Consider the following 20,030-nt stretch of genomic DNA (forward strand, 5'->3'; position numbering starts at 1 on the left):
GGGTTGCTAGAGCTTGTTGTCCGCAATGCGCAGCTGACGGGCGCGGGACAGGATTGCATCTTCGATTGCGCGTGTGGTTGCCGCGCTGACCGGGGCACCCCCGCTGGTCTGCAGCGCAACCGACAAGGATCGTGCCGCCAGGGCGGGATCGCTGATGTGAACCGTGGCCCTGTATTGCCGTCCGCCACCCGGAGGCGTGCCGTAACCTGTTACGATTACACCGGTAAAGGGATCGACTTCCTGCACAGGCAGAAAGTTAAGGACATCCAGCGAGGCAGCCCACAGATAGCGGTTCACATTGGTAACCTGCTCGGCGTCTGCGGTGTTGAATACATCCCAGATCGTTGAGCGATTCGGATCGTTCAGCTCACGCTCGTCCGAGCGACCGCCATCCACATTGAGTGGCGTTGCACTGGGTTCTGCGTTGCGATTCTGTCCGCAAGCCGACACCGCGGCTGTCACTATGATCAAACCGAAAATTGTCTGCAGGCGCATGTTGGACAGGTTCCGTTTCGTTGGTTTTAGGTTATTCACGTTACTCCTAGACAAGGTCTGGTTCGTCAACAAGCTTAATCTTGTCACATCCAGAGCAGGCTTCGGGGTTGATTCAGCGGGCAAATCAGACTGTGGCATCCTTGCACCAATTCTAGGCCAATGCGCGTCAGTTTTTATGCCAAGCTTGCGTGACAGGGGCAAAAAGGGCGAAACGGTTCCCGTGCTGAGACATGTGCCTAAGCACGTGTCGAGTTAAAAAACTTTTGAAACCGAGGGAAACAAGATGAAAAAAGTTCTCTTCGCATCGACCGCACTGATTGCAACCGCAAGTGTTGCAGCGGCCGAAGTTAAGTTCAGCGGCTACGGCCGTTTTGGTATTGGTTATCAGGAGGACCGCACAGCGGCCACCACCACCACCACTACCACCACCACTACTGCAAGTAGTGCAACTGTTCAGAACGTTAACGTGTTCGCGAACGACACTGACGACGCAATCCTGGTCTCGCGCTTCCGCTTGAACATCGACGGCACAGCCGAAACCGATGGCGGCGTTGAGTTCTCGGCTCGTGTACGTCTGCAGGCTGACGAAGACTCGTCCACCGGCGAAGCCAACTCGGCTGGCCTGAACGGCGCGCGCTTCTCGGTCATCTACGGTGGTCTGCGTGTTGACGCCGGCAACGTTGCTGGTTCTTTCGACAACTTGGCAAACTACTACGGTAACGAGCCTGGCCTGGAAAACTTCATCGGTCAGTATTCTGCCGTTGACTATAGCTTCCTGGGTTACTCGTCGACCGGTTCGGGTTCGAACGCTGTGTTCTTCCAGTACGCAGTTGGTGATTTCGCCTTTGGTGCGTCGTACGACCAAGCAACTATCTTTAACGGTGGTGGCAGCACAACCGACGCGGATCGTTGGGACGTAAGCGCGACTTACACCTTCAACAACATCACTGCAGCGCTGGCCTATGGTCAAACTGACGCGGGCACTGGTGGCGACGATCCAAGCCTGCTGGTCTTCACCCTGGGTGCAGAATTCGGCGACTTCTCGGGTACGCTGTTTGTTGCTGACGATAAAACCGAAGTTGACGCCACCGACGGCACTGCTTGGGGTGTATCGGGTGCCTACAATGTTGGCGCCGCGACCACTCTGACCTTCGCCTACGGTGACGGTAACGCTGATGCGGACACGCAGCAGTACGGCATCGGCGCCATCTACGACCTGGGTGGCGGTGTATCGCTGCGCGGTGGTGTAGGTGTCAGCGACTGTGACGTCTGCGACGACTCGACCACACGTGCCGACTTTGGTGCACAGTTCAACTTCTAAGTTGATCTGAGCCGCAAGGTTTAAGGGCAGGTCTTCGGACCTGCCCTTTTCTTTTTGTCCGACATAGTGTTTTTCTTCGCCCATAACTGATCGAGGACCCAAATGTCGCTGCAAGAAATATCTGCCCGGATAACCAAAGCCGAAACTGCCTCGGGGCGGGACGTCGGGGCCGTGAAGCTGATCGCCGTGTCAAAGGTTCAGCCGAATGAGCGTGTAGCGGAAGTGCTTGCTTTAGGGCATCGCTGTTTCGGTGAAAACAGGGTTCAAGAAGCCGTCGGAAAATGGCCGGAATTCAAATTGCAGTACCCGGATGTCGATTTACATCTGATTGGGCCGTTGCAAACGAACAAAGCCCGTCAGGCGTTGGATCTGTTCAGCACGATCCATTCTGTTGACCGCCCCAAACTGGCCAATACTCTGGCCCGGCTCGCGCAAGAGGTCGGCACTTGCCCGGACCTGTTCATTCAGGTCAATACCGGTGAAGAGGATCAAAAGGCAGGAATTCTGCCCACTGAGGCAGACGCATTTATTGCCGATTGCCGCGGGCTCGACCTTCCGATTCAGGGCCTGATGTGCATTCCGCCTGTCGAGGAAGAGCCATCTCTGCATTTCGCCTTGCTTGCCAAGATAGCTGAACGCAATGGTCTGAAAGGGCTATCCATGGGGATGAGCAGCGATTTCGAGCAGGCCATTGCACTTGGCGCGACCCATGTGCGCATCGGCTCGGCCATTTTCGGCGAACGAGTTAAGCCTGAGGGATAATCAGCCGCGTGCCTGGCTCGATTCGACGTGCGATCCACCGCAGATGGTCGCGCCGAAAGGCAACGCAGCCTTCTGTAGGAAAACCGGGCCGTCGCCATTGATGCAGGAAAATTGCTGAACCGCGCCCGGCCACCGCATTGGGCCAGTTCCAGTCAGTGATCAGAACCAGATCGTAAAGCGGGTCCGCGCGGCGCAGTTTTTCGTGGCTGAAAGGATAAGGTGTGCTGACCATATGATTGTACTGCGTGTCTTGCACATCATCTGACCAGAGGTCCTGAGGACCGATTGGGATGGCCCAAGGCGACGGTCTTGCGAGCCGGTCGGGCCGGTACAGCATACCAACGATGTAGAGGCAGCCGGTCGGCGTGGCGCCGTCCCCCTCACGCTTGCTGTTGCTTAACCCACCTTTCCCGATCGAACAGGGAAAATACCCGCCGCGAAAACGAACGCCGCGGCGGGTTAGAACCAGATCTGCGGGTGTCACAGCAAATGTCCCGACTTGGCTGCTTTGGTGGCCAGATAGTCGCGGTTATGGGCAGTTTCGCCGACTTTCAGCGGGACGCGCTCGGTGACGGCGATGCCGGTCTTCTCCATCATCGCGATCTTGGCGGGGTTGTTGGTCAACAGCCTTACGGAACTGAAGCCGAGCAATTTCAGGATATCCGAGCCCAGACGGAAATCGCGCTCGTCATCCTCGAACCCGAGACGGTGATTGGCCTCGACTGTATCGAACCCTTGATCCTGCAGGAAATAGGCGCGCATCTTGTTGGCCAAGCCAATCCCGCGGCCTTCCTGATTCAGATACAGAAGTACTCCTGCCCCTTCAGACCCCATCTGGGCCAGGGCCCCACGCAGTTGTGGGCCGCAATCACATTTCAGGCTGCCCATCAGATCACCGGTGAAGCAGGCCGAATGCAGCCGAGCCAATACCGGTTTGCTGCGGTCGGGGCGGCCGATCTCTATTGCGTAATGTTCCTCGCCGCCATCTTCAGGGCGAAAAACGTGCAGGCGCCCGGCTTCGGATACCTCCATCGGCAGTCGGGCGGCCACGACCTCATTCAAAATGCTTCGATCCGACAGATGTGGCGCGGCGCGGGTATGGTCTATACATGTCAGGCCATGTGCAGTAGCGAAGTTTCGGCCGTCTTGGACAGGAACAACGATTGCCGCTGGCAGAAGGTGGGCTGACTTGGTCAAAGCAATGGCAATGCGATGCAGATTGGCGTTGCCCTGACGCTCTGTCATCAGTGGGCCTTTCATAGGCGCGTTCAGATCGTCCGAGGGATCGGCCACCGCCTGCACCCAGGCAACATCGGCATCTGCCGGAACGATCACGCGCGCCAGGTCACCGTCATAGGCCCGTGCCTTTAATGTCTCGGCCCGTCGGACAGTCACTGCGACAACAGGATCGCCACCCAGACCTTGCAAGTCGGCAAGCCGCTGTGCGCTCAGCGTTTCCGACGCAATGGCCAGTACGCTAAAGCCGGTGTCATCCGTCAGGGCGACCGGCAAGCCCATGCGCAGGTCAGCCCGTGCCCGAGCAAGCAGTTCCGAGATATCCGGGATAAGACTCATCTATTGTTACCCTGTAACGATCAGCCCTTCATGTAGCCTGATCAAAAGGAAATGTGAAACAATTCCTCATCCTGAGACACGAGGGCGTGAAACGGTTGCAGCAAACCTTGTTGATTGCATCTTTCGCGCGCAAGTGGTGGAAAAGGGCTTAGGAGGACCGGATATGGCACAGCTAAAGAAAATCCTGCTAGTGGATGATGATGAGGATCTGCGCGAAGCGTTGAGCGAACAGCTCGTGATGACCGAGGATTTTGATGTATTCGAAGCGTCGGACGGGGCATCAGCCATGGAGCGGGCTCGCGAGGCGATTTACGATCTGGTCATTCTGGATGTTGGCTTGCCCGACACGGATGGGCGCGAGCTGTGCCGCCTGATGCGCAAGCAAGGTGTGAAAAGCCCGATCCTGATGCTGACCGGTCATGACAGTGACGCGGACACCATCCTGGGTTTGGATGCCGGTGCCAATGACTATGTTCCCAAGCCGTTCAAGTTTCCGGTCCTTCTGGCACGTATCCGTGCGCAGCTGCGCCAGCATGAACAATCAGAAGACGCGGTATTTGTACTCGGGCCTTATACGTTCAAGCCGGCGATGAAGATGCTGATCACCGACGAAGACCGCAAGATTCGACTGACCGAGAAGGAAACCAATATCCTCAAGTTCCTGTACCGGTCCGCCGACGGTGTCGTCGCCCGTGACATTCTGCTGCATGAGGTCTGGGGCTATAATGCCGGTGTCACCACACATACGCTGGAAACTCATATCTATCGCCTGCGTCAGAAGATCGAGCCCGATCCATCCAACGCGCGCCTTTTGGTCACAGAATCGGGTGGATATCGCTTGGTATCGTAACTTGATGTGGATTGACTTGGATCAAAGTGATACCCTGTAGACATCTTTAAGTTACTCCCAACCCGTACATGTCCGGGTAATGACATGTACCTCCCTGTTGGACTGCCGGGCCTGATGGCCCGGCCTTTTTTGTTTGTGCTGCAAAATGTTTTGCGGCTCCTAGCGGATTGCGACAAACTATATGTTCATGTAATGTTCTATTTCTGGAATGCAAAATTGGAGGCGAAAGTGATTCATGGAAGTTGCCTGTGTGGCGCCGTAAAATTCCAACTTACCAGTGAACCTTCGGTTATGGGAACATGCCATTGTTCGCGTTGTCGGAAGGCAGGTGCAAGCACTGTTGTCTTCGTCAAGAAAGATGATGTTGTTTGGCTGGACGGTAAGGACCGAGTTGTCACTTACCAGCCTGAACCGCCCTATAAATATGGCAGGTGTTTCTGCGATACCTGTGGGACGTCGCTTGGTGAAATTCTGGCTGATGCGGACAGTTTTCCGATTGCGGCTAATGCGCTGGACACTCCGTTTGATCTGAAAGTCCAGTTTCACGAATCCGTATCTGAGATACCGCATTGGTACGAGATTTGCGATGATGCGCCCCAATCCTCAGGGCATCCGTCCTGATAATTTCTTTTACGATGGTACCTGTGAAAGCACCGCGTTAGGGTGCGCCAACCGCGACAGAGGAATTCCCTATGCCTTTTACTCTTGCCACATGGAACATCAACTCGGTCCGCCTGCGCGAGCCTATCGTGCTGAAATTGTTGCGCGAAGAGGCGCCGGATGTTCTGTGCCTGCAGGAATGCAAGTCTCCGGTGGACAAGATCCCCACCGAAGGGTTTGCCGAACTGGGTTACACTCACATGGTTGCGCGCGGGCAAAAGGGCTACAACGGCGTTGCGATCCTGTCTCGCCTGCCGATGGTCGAGGCGGGAGACATGGATTTCGCAGATCTCGGCCATGCGCGCCATATCGCGGGGCGGCTGGAAAACGGCGTGACGATTCACAATTTCTATGTCCCTGCGGGCGGTGATGTGCCGGATCGTGAGGTGAATGAGAAATTTGGCCAGAAGCTGGATTACCTGACCGATATGCGTGACTGGTTCCACGCGGAAAAGCCGGAAAAATCCATTCTGGTTGGTGATCTGAACATCGCTCCGCGTGAGGATGATGTCTGGTCGCACAAACAGTTGCTCAAGGTCGTTTCGCATACACCGGTCGAGGTCGAGGCTTTGGCCGAAACACAGGACTCAGGCGGTTGGGTCGATGTCACCCGGCAGGACATCCCCGAAGGGCAGCTTTATAGCTGGTGGTCCTACCGCGCGCGGGATTGGGACGTGGCCGACAAGGGGCGGCGGCTGGATCACGTCTGGGCGACGCCGGATATCTCGAATGCAGGCCATTCCAGCCGCGTTCTGCGCAACGCGCGCGGGTGGGAAAAGCCCAGTGATCACGCCCCGGTCTTTGCGACCTTTGACGTCTGACGTGAAACTCTGCCCTTGGTTTCCGGGTCAAGCGACTGCATATAGAGCGCAAGTTTAATCGAAAGAGTGACAGCCATGGACCTTCTGAACGGCGCAGACACCCCCGCCACCGATCTGATCAAGGACGGGACCGAAGCCACTTTTATGGCGGATGTGGTCGAAGCCTCGCAGGACGTGCCGGTCATCGTTGATTTCTGGGCGCCGTGGTGCGGCCCGTGCAAAACGCTTGGCCCGCTGTTGGAAGAGGCTGTGACCGCCGCCAAGGGTGCGGTCAAGATGGTCAAAGTCAATGTGGACGAGGCGCAGATGATAGCCTCACAGATGCGCGTTCAGTCTATCCCGACCGTGTATGCCTTTCACAAAGGCCAACCGATCGACGGATTTCAGGGCGCAGTGCCCGGATCCGAGATCAAAGCATTTGTCGATCGCGTGATCGAGGCGACAGGCGGCGAAAGCCCGGGTGGTCAACTGGGCGATGCTGTCGAGGCTGCCGAAGAAATGTTGACTGAAGGTGCCGCGGCGGATGCTGCACAGACCTTTGCCGCCATTCTGGGCGAAGATCCCAACCATGCCGCTGCCTATGGCGGGCTGGTACGCGCGCATATCGCCACTGGCGATTTGGAGCAGGCCGAGGCAATTTTGAACGGTGCCCCGGCGGAGATTTCCACATCGCCAGAGCTTGAAGCGGCAAACGCACAGTTGGAACTGGCCAAGCAAGCGGCAGATGCCGGCCCGGTGGCCGAATTGACCGCAGCGGTTGAGGCCGATCCTGACAATCATCAGGCACGGTTCGATCTGGCGCAGGCCCTGCATGCCAATGGCGAGGTTGAAGAGGCGGTGGCGCAGCTGCTGGAAATGTTCCGCCGCGACCGTGAATGGAACGACGGCGCGGCCAAGTCTCAGCTGTTCACGATATTTGATGCGCTCAAACCTAATGATCCGATTGTTCTGAACGGGCGGCGCAAGCTCAGCTCGATGATATTTGCCTAATTCTGGATCAGAGCTACACTCGGGTACATGATGCATCCCGCTGATCTGCCGGAAACGGTATCCGTTTTCCCTTTGCCCGGGGCGCTGTTGCTGCCCCGATCGCGCTTGCCGCTGCATATATTTGAGCCGCGCTATCTGCAGATGCTGGACGACGCTTTGAAAACCCAGGAACGGTTGATCGGGTTGGTTCAACCGAATCCCTGTCAAAGCAACGAAAACAAGCTGCACCAAATTGGCTGCGCGGGGCGGGTGACGCAGTTTTCCGAAACTGAAGACGGCCGCTATCTGATCACTCTGACTGGCATCTCCCGGTTCCGTATTCAGGCCGAGTTGGATGCATTTACCCCATACCGCCGTTGTAACGTGACCTGGCGCGGGTTTGACCGTGATCTTGGCAAGGTCGAGCACGACGAGGGGTTTGATCGCGTGGGGCTTATGAAGCTGTTGGAAAAGTTCTTTTCGTCGCGAAAGTTGTCGGCTGATTGGGATATGTTGAAAGACGCGAATGATGAACTGCTTGTGAATTCGCTGTCGATGTTGCTGGATTTTGATCCGGAAGAAAAACAAGCCTTGCTAGAGGCTCCCTGTTTGCGCACCCGACGCGAGACTTTGGTGACACTGATTGAATTCGCCATGCGCGGCGGAGCGAATGAGGAAACACTACAATGACCACCGTTGAACACGCTTTTGACCGCCACATGCTTGAGGCGCTAATTTGTCCGAAGACGCATACAACGCTGCATTATGACGCTGAAAAACAGGAACTGGTGTCAAAAGCGGCGGGTTTGGCTTTTCCGATCCGCAATGGCATTCCCGTCATGTTGGTGGATGAGGCGCGCGAGCTGGACTAGATCGCCCGACCCTGCAGTAGTTTTGGCAGGTCCCCAGTCAGGCCGGCGGCCTCGCGCACGAAACCGCGACGCAGGCCGGGTAGTGACCCGACGACGCCCATCCCGATATCACGTCCGATCCGTAGTAGAGGATTGTCGTTGGAAAACAGTTTGTTGAACACATCCGTCGCCATCGCCAAAGACGCGGTATCAAACCGTCGCCATTCCTGAAAACGCTCCAAAACCAGTGGCGAACTAATATCTTCCCCGCGCCGTCCGGCCAGGGTCAGTACCTCGGCCAGGGCGCCCACGTCGCGCAGGCCCGCATTCAGGCCCTGGCCTGCAATCGGGTGCATTCCATGGGCTGCGTCTCCGACCAGTGCCATCCGTTCTCCGATGAAAGAGTTGGCGATGGTCAGGTTCAGCGGATAGGTAAACCGATCTCCGGCCAGACGGATTTCGCCCAGGAAATCGCCGAATCTGGGGCGCAGGACCTGCAGATAGTCCTCCTCGGGCAGGGCGTTGATGCGCTTGGCCATTTCTGTTCGCTCGCTCCAGACGATAGAGCTGCGATTGCCGGTCAGAGGCAGAATGGCCAAAGGGCCGGGTGGCATGAAGAACTGATGCGCGATGCCGTGATGCGGCAAGTCATGTTCGATGGCGCAGACCAGCGCGGTCTGCCCGTAATCCCATCCTGTGCGTTTGATCCCGGCACGTTCCGCTGTGCCGCTGCGACGCCCATCGCATCCGATCAGCAGCGCACCCTTGACGACCGCGCCATCATCCAATGTCAGGCTGACGCCTGTTCCCGAGGTCTGCTGTGACACTACCGTCTTGCCGCTGATCTGGGTAATGGCCTTTTCCGCGGCCATCGCGTCCAGAAAGGCACGGCGCAGGTGGCGGTCTTCGACCATAAAGCCCATCGGACCTTCTTCGATCTCGGCATGGTCGAAATGCATGAAAAACGGCGACGGGCCAGCGCCAGCATGGCCATCGGTGACCTTGATTTCGAGCATTGGCTGGGCGTGTTTGGCAACCCGTGTCCAAACCCCAATCGCCTCTAGCAGGCGCTGCGAAGCCAGGGCCAACGCATAGGCTCTGCCGTCAAAAGCTGCATTTTTGCGAACCTTTTCGGCCAGCGCGTCAATGACGGTAACTCTGTGCCCTGTTTGTGCCAGTGCCAAAGCCAAAGCGGGGCCATTCAGGCCGCCGCCGACGATCAGGATATCCGAGCTCTGTTCCATGCTGCGCACTATGCGCGCCCATTCGGGATTGTCCATGTGCGGTCCTGTCGCTACCGTCGCTGGGAATGCAGAAATCGAAGGGGGCAGTGATGCAGGATTGGTTGTCGATGACGGCTTGTGATCTGGGTCGGGGCATTGGCATGGGCCAGATTGACCCGGTTGAACTGACAGAGACCTTTCTGACTGCGGTAGCAGCCCACCCGCATCGCGACCGAATCTATGCCCGCGTGACCGAAGCGCGCGCCCGAGCCGAGGCTGAGGCGGCGCAGGAACGGGCCAAGCTGGGATTGCGCCGATCATTGTTGGATGGGGTGCCGATCAGTTGGAAAGACCTGTTCGATACTGCCGGGACTGCCACCGAGGCAGGAACGGCACTGCTGAAAGACCGGGTTCCCAAAACTGATGCAATCGTGCTGCGAAATGCCAGTGCCATGGGCGCTGTATGCCTTGGCAAAACCCATATGAGCGAGCTGGCCTTTTCCGGCCTGGGTTTGAATCCAATCACCGGAACGCCGCCCTGCATAGATGATGAGGATGCGGTTCCCGGAGGATCATCTTCGGGGGCTGCGGCATCCGTGGCTTGGGGATTGGCGGCTTGCGCGATCGGCTCGGATACTGGTGGGTCAGTGCGGATACCGTCAGCCTGGAACAATTTGGTTGGGCTGAAAACCACCGCCGGGCGGGTCAGCCTGGAGGGTACAGTCCCGTTGTGCCTGCGGTTTGATACCGTTGGACCGCTGGCCCGCTCGGTCGAAGATGCGGCCCATATGCTGGCCATGCTGGAGGGCGGTACGCCAGCTGATTTGCGCGGAGCCAATCTAAAGGGGCGTCGTTTCGCGGATTTACAGACTGTCGCCAAGGATGATTTGCGCGCAGAGCCGCGTGTCGCTTACGAGGATGCCTTGGATCGGTTGCGTGAGGCCGGTGCAGATATCCTGCCTCTTGAGGTCCCTGAACTGACCGACGCGATGGGGCTGTCGGGGGTTCTTTACACCACCGAAGCCTATGGCCTGTGGCGCGATGTGATCGAGGCCAACCCAGATGTGATGTATCCCGAAATACTCGAACGGTTCCGTGCCGGACGAATTGCTTCGGGCCCCGATTATGTTGCAGCCTGGTCAAGGCTGAAGGCGTGTCGCGGTGCATGGGACGTGGCCACTGCCGGGTTTGACGCCGTTTTGGCCCCAACTGCACCGATCCTGCCGCCCAATCTTGAACGGCTGATGAGCGATCATGACTATTACGTCACCGAAAACCTGCTGGCTTTGCGGAACACCCGGATAGGCAACCTCATGGGGCTGGCAGCGCTGACCTTGCCGACCGGAAAACCGGGCTGCGGGCTGATGATGATGGGTTATCCGGGGTCCGAAGAGGCGCTTTTGCGGCTTGGTTCCGCGGCCGAGGCCGCATTGGCCTGAATGCCACAATCCCCTGATTCGGCACCGCTTTGTCTGGACGAAGCCCCGCCCGGCCTGTAACCTGCTTGAAAACGGGGCGAAATGATCCCGATATTGAGGCAGTAGTTATGAATTTCCCCGAGCGGTTTTCGAACCTTCCGGAATACGCATTCCCGCGCCTGCGCACCCTGTTGGATCATCACCAACCGGGCGGTGAAGTGATTCACATGACCATTGGTGCGCCGATGCACGCTTTTCCGGCCTGGGTCAGCGACGTGATTGCGGAAAATGCTGCCGGTTTTCAGGGATATCCGCCGAATGAGGGTTCGGCCGAGCTGCGCGGTGCGATCACTGACTGGATTGCACGCCGTTATGGCGTCACGATGGATCCGGACACGCAGGTTATGGCCCTGAACGGGACGCGCGAAGGGTTGTATAACGCCGCCATGGCGCTGTGCCCCGAACAGAAATACGGACAAAAACCGGTCGTTCTGTGCCCGAACCCGTTCTATCAGGTCTATATGGTTGCCTCGATCTCGGTCGGGGCTGATCCGGTTTTTGTCCCGGCCACGGCGGCCACAGATCATCTGCCGGACTATGCGGGATTGCCCACGGATGTGCTGAACCGCACTGTCGCCGCTTATATCTGCTCACCAGCCAACCCGCAGGGCGCAGTTGCCACGCGCGAATATTGGGCCGAGTTGATCCGGCTGGCTGAGACATATGATTTCCGTATCTTCGCCGATGAATGCTATTCCGAGATCTACCGTGACACAGCGCCTACAGGTGTTCTGACGGTCGCAAAGGAACTGGGCGCTGATCCTGAACGGATCACCCTGTTCAACTCGCTGTCAAAGCGGTCGAACGTGGCCGGGCTGCGGTCTGGCCTGATTGCAGGCGGGCCGGAAACGATCAAGCGGGTCAAGCAGTTACGCAATTATGCAGGCGCGCCATTGCCGCTGCCGTTGCAGGCCGCCGCCGCAAGGCTCTGGGCCGATGAGGCGCATGTGGACGAGAATCGCGCGCTCTATCAGGAAAAATACGCCATCGCAGACCAGGTGTTTGCAGGCATCCAGGGCTATATGCCGCCCGAGGCAGGGTTCTTTCTGTGGCTGCCGGTCGAGAATGGCGAGGAAACCGCATTGAAACTGTGGCAGCAGACCGGAGTTCGGGTGCTGCCGGGGGCATATCTTTCTCAAGGTGATCCGGGGCAAAACCCGGGCGAGCAATTTATCCGGGTCGCTATGGTGGCCCCAAAAACAGAGATGCGGCAGGGGCTGATCACGCTCCGCGACTGCATTTATTCGTGAGGTACGAGGGCAAAATGGCATCATATAACGCGCGCAACCGCGATCCATTGCTGGACAGCACGACTCAGGCCGCCATCGAGAGGCGCAGCAAAGAGTTGATCGGCATCGCCCTGATCCTACTTGGGTTGGCTTCGGCGGCAATGATCTGGTCCTACACACCGGATGACCCGAACTGGATGGTGTCGACGGATGCACCAGTGCAAAACTGGATGGGGCGTGTTGGTGCCTCGATCGCGGCGCCATTGTTCATGATTGTCGGTTGGGGCAGTTGGAGCATCGCGTTGGTGTTGATCGGCTGGGGTGTGCGTTTTGCCGGGCATTTCGGTGAAGATCGTGCCGTCGCGCGCCTGATATTTGCACCGATCTGGATCGCCATTGTCTCGGTCTATGCGGCGACATTAGTGCCGGGTGAGGCTTGGCGCGTAACGCATAGTTTTGGTCTGGGTGGATTGTTTGGGGATACGGTCATGGGTGCCTTCCTGACCTTGTTGCCCATATCCTCGCATTTTATTGTCAAGCTGATGTCTCTGGCGATGGCTATTGGGATGCTGACGCTGGGTGTGTTTGTTCTTGGTTTCACCAAGGACGACGTGCGCAAGGGGATTCGTGCCTTTCTGCTGGGGCTGGTCATGTCCTATGACATACTGATGAATCTGCTGGGCCGTGGGGCTGCCGCAACAGCGGAGGCTGCGCGCGAACGTCGTGCCCAATGGGACGAACGCAAGATGGCCCGCGCCGAAGGGGCCGTGTTCGACGACGAGATTGCCTTTGCGGACCCTGTTTTCGACGAGCCACTTCTGGAAGCGCCCGAACCGGTAAAGACCGGCCTTCTGTCGCGCATTCCTGATCTGATCCGTCGCCCGGACCCTATGCCCGAACCCGAGCTGATCGACCGTGAACCTGTCGCGGGTTACGAGGAAATGCCGGGCGAGGACCGTATCCGTTCAAAGATTTCTGCCGCCGTGCGCAACCGTAAGGTTGCAGTCGGAGAGATGGCTCCTGAGCCCGATCCCGACCTGCCGCTGACCAAAGGGCGGGGCCGTGGACCTGATCCGTTGATCCTGAATGCAGGTCATGCCGACGAACTGCCGCCAGAGCCGCCAGTGACATCAACCGGGCTGCCGCCCGAGCCGATGCTGTCAGCGAAGCCTGAAACAGAATGGCAGGAACCGCTGCATCAGGATTTTGCGCCCGAGCCAGATTTCGATGACGAGGCCGTTTTCGAGGATGACGCCGATGAGATGCCGCAAGCCCGCCCAGCGATGAAAATCCCCGTGGCCGAGCCGCGTAAGCCTGTGGTTGCGCAACCCGTGCGCCGCACCCCGCCGCCCTCGCGCCGGGCCCAGGCCGAGGCGCAGCCCGCGTTGTCGTTCGAGGAAAAGCACTCCGATTTCGAACTGCCTCCGCTGGGCCTGCTGTCCAACCCCTCCAGCATTCAGCGCCATCACCTGAGCGATGAGGCCCTGGAAGAGAATGCGCGGATGTTGGAAAATGTGCTGGATGACTATGGCGTCAAAGGTGAGATCGTCAGCGTCCGCCCCGGTCCGGTTGTCACCATGTACGAACTTGAGCCGGCTCCGGGTTTGAAAGCCAGCCGCGTTATTGGTCTGTCGGATGACATTGCCCGCTCGATGTCGGCCCTGTCGGCGCGGGTTTCGACCCTGCCGGGCCGCTCGGTCATCGGGATCGAACTGCCCAATGAAAACCGTGAAATGGTGGTGCTGCGCGAAATCCTTTCGAGCCGTGACTTCGGAGACGGCAATCAGGCGCTGCCTTTGGCGCTGGGCAAGGATATCGGCGGTGAATCCGTTGTGGCCAATCTGGCCAAGATGCCCCACCTGCTGATCGCGGGGACCACCGGTTCCGGTAAATCGGTGGCGATCAACACGATGATCCTGTCGCTGCTGTATAAGCTGACGCCGGATGAATGCCGCCTGATCATGATCGACCCCAAGATGCTGGAATTGTCGGTCTATGACGGCATCCCGCATCTGCTTTCTCCGGTTGTGACAGACCCGAAGAAGGCGGTTGTCGCCTTGAAATGGGTCGTGGGCGAGATGGAGGATCGCTATCGCAAAATGTCCAAGATGGGTGTGCGTAACATCGCGGGCTATAACGGCCGGGTGAAAGACGCGCTGTCAAAGGGCGAGATGTTCAGCCGCACGGTCCAGACCGGTTTTGACGACGAAACGGGTGAACCGATGTTCGAGACCGAGGAATTCGCACCCGAGTCGATGCCCTATATCGTTGTTATTGTCGACGAGATGGCCGACCTGATGATGGTCGCGGGCAAAGAGATCGAGGCCTGCATCCAACGTCTGGCGCAGATGGCGCGGGCCTCGGGTATCCACCTGATCATGGCCACGCAGCGCCCCTCGGTCGATGTGATTACCGGCACGATCAAGGCGAACTTTCCGACCCGGATTTCCTTCCAGGTGACGTCAAAGATCGATAGCCGCACCATTCTTGGTGAAATGGGCGCCGAACAACTGCTGGGGCAGGGTGACATGCTGTATATGGCGGGTGGTGCGAAGATCACACGTTGCCACGGTCCGTTTGTCTCGGATGAAGAGGTCGAGGAAATCGTCAACCATCTGAAGCAATTCGGCCCGCCGGATTATATGAGCGGTGTGGTCGATGGACCGACCGAGGAAAAGGCTGATAATATCGACGCTGTTCTGGGTTTGAACACCGGGGGCAACACCAATGGCGAAGACGCCCTTTACGATCAGGCTGTGGCGATTGTGATCAAGGATCGCAAATGCTCGACCTCGTATATCCAGCGGAAACTTGCCATTGGCTATAACAAAGCTGCGCGTCTGGTTGAGCAGATGGAGGATGAAGGCATTGTTTCATCGGCAAATCACGTCGGAAAACGCGAAATCCTGGTGCCAGAGCAATAGGATATTTAATAACAAGGGCAGAGCGCTTATCTGGGTCTTATGAAACAGATTGCTTTTGCCCTTGCACTGACACTGGCCGCACCCTCCGCCTGGGCGGCGGACAAGCTGCCGCTGTCGCAGATATCGAATTACCTGAATGGTCTGAAAACTGTCGAGACGACATTTACACAGGTCAATGAGGATGGCTCACTGAGCACAGGAAAGCTGTGGATCGCACGGCCTGGAAAGATGCGGTTCGAATATGACCCGCCAGACAGCGCCGTTGTGTTGGCGCGCGCTGGCACCGTTCAGATATTCGATCCGAAATCCAATCAACCGCCCGAGCAGTATCCGTTAAAGCGAACACCTCTGTCTTTGGTTCTGGCACGGAATGTCGATCTGGGTCAGGCTAATATGGTGGTTGGGCATGACTTTGACGGAACGGCCACTGTCGTGACAGCACAGGACCCGAAAAACCCTGACTCCGGTCGAATTGAGCTGATGTTCACCGGCGATCCGGTTGAGCTGCGAAAATGGGTGATCCACGATAATGCAGGCGGACAGACAACGGTTCTGCTGGGTCAGCTTGATACCGAAAAAAATCTAAGCAGCAGCTTGTTTTCGAACAAGAACAGAAGCGGGTCAGGCAATCGCTGACCCGCTGTTTGTTCAGTAACGACAGCCTGACAGTTGCGCCTGGTACATCCGGGCGCGCGCATCCACATCATTGGCCACGTTCAGCAACCACGTCTTGCTGTAATGGCTGCCGCGGGCATAACCGGTATGGCCTTCATGATAGGCCAGATACTGATTGCGCGTGTCGCTTGGCTGGATGCCATTCCGCTCATAGCTTTTGTTCATGTACCAGCCGATGAAATCCGAAGCGTCCCGAATACGATCCCGCTTGGCCCGGCGTTTGCCGGTTTCGCGCTGATACTCATCCCATGTCCCGTCCAGCGCCTGGCTGAAGCCATAGGCGCTGCTCTGACGGCCCATCGGAATCACACCCAGAACATATTGATGGGGCGTTCGCGCATCGTGGCGATACCGGCTTTCCTGATAGATCGTTGCCATCTGAACGTGAACGGGGATTCCCCATTTCCGCTCGGTGCTTTTGAACGCCTTGATATATTCAGGCCGTTCACGCGCAATGCTGCATGCATCATTCAGCTTGCTGGGTGGCTGGTTGGAACCACCCCCGCAGGATGCCAAAAGCAGCACCCCGAAGAGTACGATAAGAATTCTGCTCATGTGCCTCGTGCCTTTTTTCTTCATTCTAGCGCAGATTGAGCGATTAGGAAATCACAATCGCTACAGAACAATAGCTAGAATTATAGGCAAAGCGCCGACGGACATCAGGGTTGAGACCATAACCAGCCCCGCAACCGCGTCAGAATCCGCCTCGAACCGTTCGGCTAGCAGGTATGAGGTTACGGCAACCGGTGTACACATCTGCACCACCAGAACGCCGAACGCGACGTTATCCAGATCAAACCCTTTTGCGATTGCCCATGCCAGGGCAAAACACACGACCAATTTCAACGCCGATAGCCAGACCGCTTGCCCTAGCTTTCTGGTGGTCAGCCGCGCAATCGCAACACCAAGCGTGATCAGCATCATCGGAATCGCCATCTGTCCCAGCAGGTCCAGCGTATTGGTCACGAAGACAGGTGTTTGCCAGCCCTGCCACAGAAACAGCGCCCCCAGCAGAGTAGCCCAAACCATGGGTTCACGCGCTACCTTGCCGAAAGCGCCTTTTCCCGCCACCAAGTAGATCCCGTAAGTAAAGGAAAACAGGGCGGTAACGGCCAGAAATATCACCGCGAAACCCAAGCCTGCCTGCCCAAATGCGAAAATGGCCAGAGGCAGGCCCAGATTCCCCGTGTTGCCGAATATCAGCGGCGCCAGATAGGTGCGCCTTTCCAGCTTGCTGGCCCGGACAAATACGCCAAATGCGACCGCCAGCCCGACATGGCCTGTGATGGCGGCCAAAGTGAACCGGGTCAGCTCTCCGGGCGGGATCTGGGTTTGCATCAGGGCCACGAAAATCAGGCTGGGCACGGCGAGCGTCACCGCAAGGCGGGTCACAAATTGCAGCCTGTATTCAATGCCAAGTTTGACCCAGGCAAACCCGATCCCCGCCAAGAGGAAGACCGGGGCCACGATTTCAAGCACTGTCAGTAAGAGGTTCACAGACTGTTTCCCATTATTTTAGATCAATGATTGGCATTCCTATGAGGAAACGGGTAGTAAGACCTTTGGGGGCAAACGTGATGCTAAAGACACAAGCAAAGTACCGGCTGGGCCAAGTCGTCCGCCACAAAAAACATCCCTTCCGAGGGGTGATTTTTGACGTGGACCCAGAGTTTTCAAATACCGAAGAATGGTATCAGGCCATTCCCGAAGACAGCAGGCCGATCAAGGATCAGCCGTTTTATCATCTGTTGGCGGAAAATGACCAATCCTTCTATGTTGCTTATGTTTCTGAACAAAATCTGATTGCTGACCAGTCCGGAGAACCGGTCGAGCATCCGGATATCCCCGATATGTTTGGTCCGTTTGAAAACGGCGCATATCCGTTGCATTTCCATTTGAACTAAAAATGGAAGCGCGGGTGAAACCGGGCCCATACTGTCAATAACCAAGCGCGCACCCATCTTTTCGTGGATCGCTTGCGCCTTGCAAAACGCCGCTCTTCTGGATTCGGATCGCTTGAGCCCCGCCAAGAGGTGTTTCTGAAATCAAAACTTTGTGGCCGATTTCAGATAATTGTTGCGCAACATTACGCGGAATTCCGCGTTCCAGTTTCAAGACAGGTCCGTCTGCAAAGGCGCGCGGTGTGTCTATGGCCTGCTGCAGCGCAAACTCATCGTCGGTTAGCAGCGAGACCAGCTTTGCATGCCCTGTGGGCTGAAAGGCGCCACCCATCACACCGAAGGGCATCAGGATTTTGCCTTTCTGTTTCAACATGCCGGGAATGATTGTGTGCATCGGACGTTTGCCGCCGCCGAACTCGTTCGGATGGCCTGATTGCAACGTAAATCCAGACCCACGGTTTTGCAGCAGAATGCCGAATTTCTCAGAAGCGATACCGGATCCAAAGCTATGAAAGATCGAATAGATCAGCGATACCGCCATCCTGTCCCTGTCGACCACCGTGATATAAACCGTGTCCTTGTGGATGGCTTCGGTCAGTGGGGCAGCAGCGGGCATGGCATGGTTTGGATTGATAAGCTCTGCCAGCCGATCGGCTGTTGTCTGGTCCCAAAACCTGTCTGCGTGTGTCGTATGATCCGGATCGGCGATGAACCTGTTGCGGGCATCGTAGGCGAGTTTTGAGGCTTCGGCCTCGATATGCAGACGCTCTGCGGATAGCGGATCCATGGATCCGAGGTCAAAGTTCTTGAGGATATTCAGCAGCAAAAGGGCGGTTGCACCTTGGCCATTGGGCGGATGTTCCAGCAGGTCCAAGCCACGATAGTGCCCTGCGACCGGAACTGTAGGTGTGGCAGCGGTCGCGTCCAGATCTTCGGCTGTGTGTACCCCGCCCATGGCCGTCAGGGTCGAGATAATATCTTCAGCGACCTCGCCCGCGTAAAACGCCTCTCGTCCGTATTTGGCGATTCTGCGCAGCACTTCTGCCTGCCCGGCGGACCGGAACATGTCTCCGGTCTTTGGAACGTCTCCTTTCAGCAGATAGTGGTTCCTGGCTGCCCCCTGCAACGTGTTAGCACCCGGGCCCCAATCAAAAGCCACACGTGGGGCGACCGGCACGCCCTGGTCTGCATAGCGGATGGCGGGTTGCAGGATGGCGTCCAGCCCTAGTTTGCCCTCGGTTTCGGCCAGCTGGCAGAACGCCTCGACTGCGCCGGGAATGGTGACCGCATCCGGTGTATTGAGCGGAACTGCAGTCAGTCCCTTATCGCGCAAGCTGCCAGCGTTGGCTGCTGCCGGTGCCCGGCCAGAGCCGTTGAGGGCCCGAACCTCATCTTCTCCGGCGCGGTTGTACAGAACAAAGCAATCTCCGCCCAGGCCGGTCATTTGTGGTTCGCAAAATCCCAAAAGCACTGCCCCGGCGATGGCTGCGTCCATCGCGTTGCCACCTTGCTGTAGAATGCCAAGGGTCGCTTGGGCTGCCAGCGGGTGAGATGTGGCGCACATCCCTTCGGTCGAAAAAACTTCGGATCTGCCTGGTGCCTGAAAATCCCGCATTGCGCTGCCTTCCCGTGTGATCGCGCAGAAGGTATCGCGCGTCCGGGTATTGTCCAGTCAAATCAAAGGGGAAGTTCCTCGGCATCGTTCACTGGGTGGGGGCTGTGACATACGATGCCGAGGGAAGCTATCTGAGCTACAGTTAAGACTTTGATCTTTGTTTGCGGCGCTACAATGGTTCGAAAAGGGCCTTATTGTGACGTTTTATAGCCCTAATCCGGGTCGAGAAAACTGAATCGCAGTGACAACCGGTTGCAGCCTTCGCTACGGTCATAGCGGATTTCACTGGTCAGTTGGTGGATCAGAAACCATCCAAATCCCCCCTCGGGCAGGTCTTCACGTCTTTCCCCCAGAGGTGCAGGTGCACCTTCTGGTACGCGAAAGCCAGGAAGGGGATTGCCGGTATCCGAGATGAGGATTTCCAACCAGTTCTGATGCAGGCGGCAGTGTACCTTTACGCTGGCGGGCGTGGTTCCGGCATAGGCGTGTTCAACGACATTGTTAATGGCTTCGGCCAGGGCAATTCTGACATCAGCCGCTTTGTGTGCAGGCAGCCCTTTAGACGACAGTGCCTGGCTCAACTTGGCAATGCCAGAACTTGCTTCGACCTCGGTCGCAGCGAAGCTCAAATCGAAACTGATGCCGTTACACATTAGCCTAGCGCCTGTTCAGTTTCTCCTT

At 57.2% G+C, this 20,030-nt stretch carries 21 protein-coding genes; 13 read left to right on the plus strand and 8 right to left on the minus strand.

Annotation, left to right across the window (positions count from 1 at the left end; genetic code table 11):
• Nucleotides 1–6: 6 nt before the first annotated feature.
• Complete coding sequence (locus AC2FH0_RS15075; protein ID WP_142637277.1) at nucleotides 7–495, minus strand: DUF3576 domain-containing protein; 489 nt, start codon at nucleotides 493–495, stop codon at nucleotides 7–9.
• Between the two features lie 283 nt (nucleotides 496–778).
• Here AC2FH0_RS15075 and AC2FH0_RS15080 point away from each other — a divergent pair, with 283 nt between their 5' ends.
• Complete coding sequence (locus tag AC2FH0_RS15080; RefSeq protein ID WP_496692521.1) at nucleotides 779–1,816, plus strand: porin; 1,038 nt, start codon at nucleotides 779–781, stop codon at nucleotides 1,814–1,816.
• A gap of 102 nt (nucleotides 1,817–1,918) precedes the next feature.
• Complete coding sequence (locus AC2FH0_RS15085; protein WP_496709386.1) at nucleotides 1,919–2,578, plus strand: YggS family pyridoxal phosphate-dependent enzyme; 660 nt, start codon at nucleotides 1,919–1,921, stop codon at nucleotides 2,576–2,578.
• Here AC2FH0_RS15085 and AC2FH0_RS15090 read toward each other — a convergent pair.
• On the minus strand, nucleotides 2,562–3,062 hold the full coding sequence (locus tag AC2FH0_RS15090) for a L,D-transpeptidase family protein (RefSeq protein ID WP_496709387.1): 501 nt from the start codon (nucleotides 3,060–3,062) through the stop codon (nucleotides 2,562–2,564). The genes AC2FH0_RS15085 and AC2FH0_RS15090 overlap by 17 nt on opposite strands.
• Nucleotides 3,059–4,153, minus strand: coding sequence for a GTP cyclohydrolase II (gene ribA, locus AC2FH0_RS15095; protein WP_496706810.1), 1,095 nt, complete (start codon nucleotides 4,151–4,153; stop codon nucleotides 3,059–3,061). Before ribA ends, AC2FH0_RS15090 begins: the two co-directional genes overlap by 4 nt.
• Before the next feature lie 163 nt (nucleotides 4,154–4,316).
• On the opposite strand from ribA, the gene AC2FH0_RS15100 reads away from it, so the two are divergent.
• The 6 genes from AC2FH0_RS15100 to AC2FH0_RS15125 all read left to right on the plus strand — a co-directional run bounded on the left by AC2FH0_RS15100 (nucleotide 4,317) and on the right by AC2FH0_RS15125 (nucleotide 8,325).
• Complete coding sequence (locus tag AC2FH0_RS15100; RefSeq protein ID WP_142637092.1) at nucleotides 4,317–5,003, plus strand: response regulator transcription factor; 687 nt, start codon at nucleotides 4,317–4,319, stop codon at nucleotides 5,001–5,003.
• 228 nt (nucleotides 5,004–5,231) lie between these two features.
• Nucleotides 5,232–5,624 (plus strand): GFA family protein, encoded by a 393-nt coding sequence (locus AC2FH0_RS15105; RefSeq protein WP_496692520.1) that lies wholly within the window; start codon nucleotides 5,232–5,234, stop codon nucleotides 5,622–5,624.
• Between the two features lie 71 nt (nucleotides 5,625–5,695).
• Nucleotides 5,696–6,484 (plus strand): exodeoxyribonuclease III, encoded by a 789-nt coding sequence (locus AC2FH0_RS15110; RefSeq protein WP_496692519.1) that lies wholly within the window; start codon nucleotides 5,696–5,698, stop codon nucleotides 6,482–6,484.
• Between the two features lie 75 nt (nucleotides 6,485–6,559).
• Nucleotides 6,560–7,474, plus strand: coding sequence for a thioredoxin (gene trxA, locus AC2FH0_RS15115; RefSeq protein ID WP_496692518.1), 915 nt, complete (start codon nucleotides 6,560–6,562; stop codon nucleotides 7,472–7,474).
• 27 nt (nucleotides 7,475–7,501) lie between these two features.
• Nucleotides 7,502–8,143 carry an LON peptidase substrate-binding domain-containing protein gene (locus AC2FH0_RS15120; RefSeq protein ID WP_496692517.1) on the plus strand — a complete coding sequence of 214 codons (642 nt, stop codon included), beginning with the start codon at nucleotides 7,502–7,504 and terminating at the stop codon, nucleotides 8,141–8,143.
• Nucleotides 8,140–8,325: a Trm112 family protein gene (locus AC2FH0_RS15125; protein ID WP_142637084.1), complete on the plus strand. Its 186-nt coding sequence runs from the start codon at nucleotides 8,140–8,142 to the stop codon at nucleotides 8,323–8,325. Before AC2FH0_RS15120 ends, AC2FH0_RS15125 begins: the two co-directional genes overlap by 4 nt.
• Here the strand turns inward: AC2FH0_RS15125 and AC2FH0_RS15130 are convergent.
• Nucleotides 8,322–9,548 carry an FAD-dependent monooxygenase gene (locus tag AC2FH0_RS15130; protein ID WP_496709417.1) on the minus strand — a complete coding sequence of 409 codons (1,227 nt, stop codon included), beginning with the start codon at nucleotides 9,546–9,548 and terminating at the stop codon, nucleotides 8,322–8,324. The genes AC2FH0_RS15125 and AC2FH0_RS15130 overlap by 4 nt on opposite strands.
• An 89-nt stretch (nucleotides 9,549–9,637) precedes the next feature.
• Between AC2FH0_RS15130 and AC2FH0_RS15135 the strand changes: the two genes are divergently transcribed.
• The 4 genes from AC2FH0_RS15135 (at nucleotide 9,638) to AC2FH0_RS15150 (ending at nucleotide 15,794) form a co-directional block, all read left to right on the plus strand.
• Nucleotides 9,638–10,966 (plus strand): amidase, encoded by a 1,329-nt coding sequence (locus AC2FH0_RS15135; protein WP_496709418.1) that lies wholly within the window; start codon nucleotides 9,638–9,640, stop codon nucleotides 10,964–10,966.
• Between the two features lie 107 nt (nucleotides 10,967–11,073).
• On the plus strand, nucleotides 11,074–12,255 hold the full coding sequence (locus AC2FH0_RS15140) for an aminotransferase class I/II-fold pyridoxal phosphate-dependent enzyme (RefSeq protein WP_496692516.1): 1,182 nt from the start codon (nucleotides 11,074–11,076) through the stop codon (nucleotides 12,253–12,255).
• A 14-nt stretch (nucleotides 12,256–12,269) separates the two neighbouring features.
• A complete protein-coding gene (locus AC2FH0_RS15145; protein ID WP_496692515.1) occupies nucleotides 12,270–15,158 on the plus strand; it encodes a DNA translocase FtsK in 2,889 nt (962 codons plus the stop codon).
• A 39-nt stretch (nucleotides 15,159–15,197) separates the two neighbouring features.
• Nucleotides 15,198–15,794 carry a LolA family protein gene (locus AC2FH0_RS15150; protein ID WP_496692514.1) on the plus strand — a complete coding sequence of 199 codons (597 nt, stop codon included), beginning with the start codon at nucleotides 15,198–15,200 and terminating at the stop codon, nucleotides 15,792–15,794.
• 12 nt (nucleotides 15,795–15,806) lie between these two features.
• Here AC2FH0_RS15150 and AC2FH0_RS15155 read toward each other — a convergent pair whose 3' ends face one another.
• Together AC2FH0_RS15155 and AC2FH0_RS15160 are read right to left on the minus strand one after the other, a co-directional pair.
• Nucleotides 15,807–16,388: a transglycosylase SLT domain-containing protein gene (locus tag AC2FH0_RS15155; RefSeq protein WP_282021966.1), complete on the minus strand. Its 582-nt coding sequence runs from the start codon at nucleotides 16,386–16,388 to the stop codon at nucleotides 15,807–15,809.
• 60 nt (nucleotides 16,389–16,448) lie between these two features.
• A complete protein-coding gene (locus AC2FH0_RS15160) occupies nucleotides 16,449–17,330 on the minus strand; it encodes an AEC family transporter (RefSeq protein ID WP_496703313.1) in 882 nt (293 codons plus the stop codon).
• Nucleotides 17,331–17,410: 80 nt separating this feature from the next.
• On the opposite strand from AC2FH0_RS15160, the gene hspQ reads away from it, so the two are divergent.
• The gene (gene hspQ / locus AC2FH0_RS15165; protein WP_142637073.1) at nucleotides 17,411–17,737 is read left to right on the plus strand and encodes a heat shock protein HspQ; all 327 of its coding nucleotides are present in this window, start codon (nucleotides 17,411–17,413) and stop codon (nucleotides 17,735–17,737) included.
• A 34-nt stretch (nucleotides 17,738–17,771) separates the two neighbouring features.
• On the opposite strand, the gene AC2FH0_RS15170 is transcribed toward hspQ, so the two are convergent.
• Complete coding sequence (locus AC2FH0_RS15170; protein WP_496789719.1) at nucleotides 17,772–19,349, minus strand: gamma-glutamyltransferase family protein; 1,578 nt, start codon at nucleotides 19,347–19,349, stop codon at nucleotides 17,772–17,774.
• Between the two features lie 212 nt (nucleotides 19,350–19,561).
• Nucleotides 19,562–20,002 (minus strand): ATP-binding protein, encoded by a 441-nt coding sequence (locus tag AC2FH0_RS15175; protein ID WP_496694160.1) that lies wholly within the window; start codon nucleotides 20,000–20,002, stop codon nucleotides 19,562–19,564.
• Nucleotides 20,003–20,030: the final 28 nt, after the last annotated feature.

The sequence above is a fragment of the Ruegeria sp. CDSC051 genome (assembly GCF_059610665.1).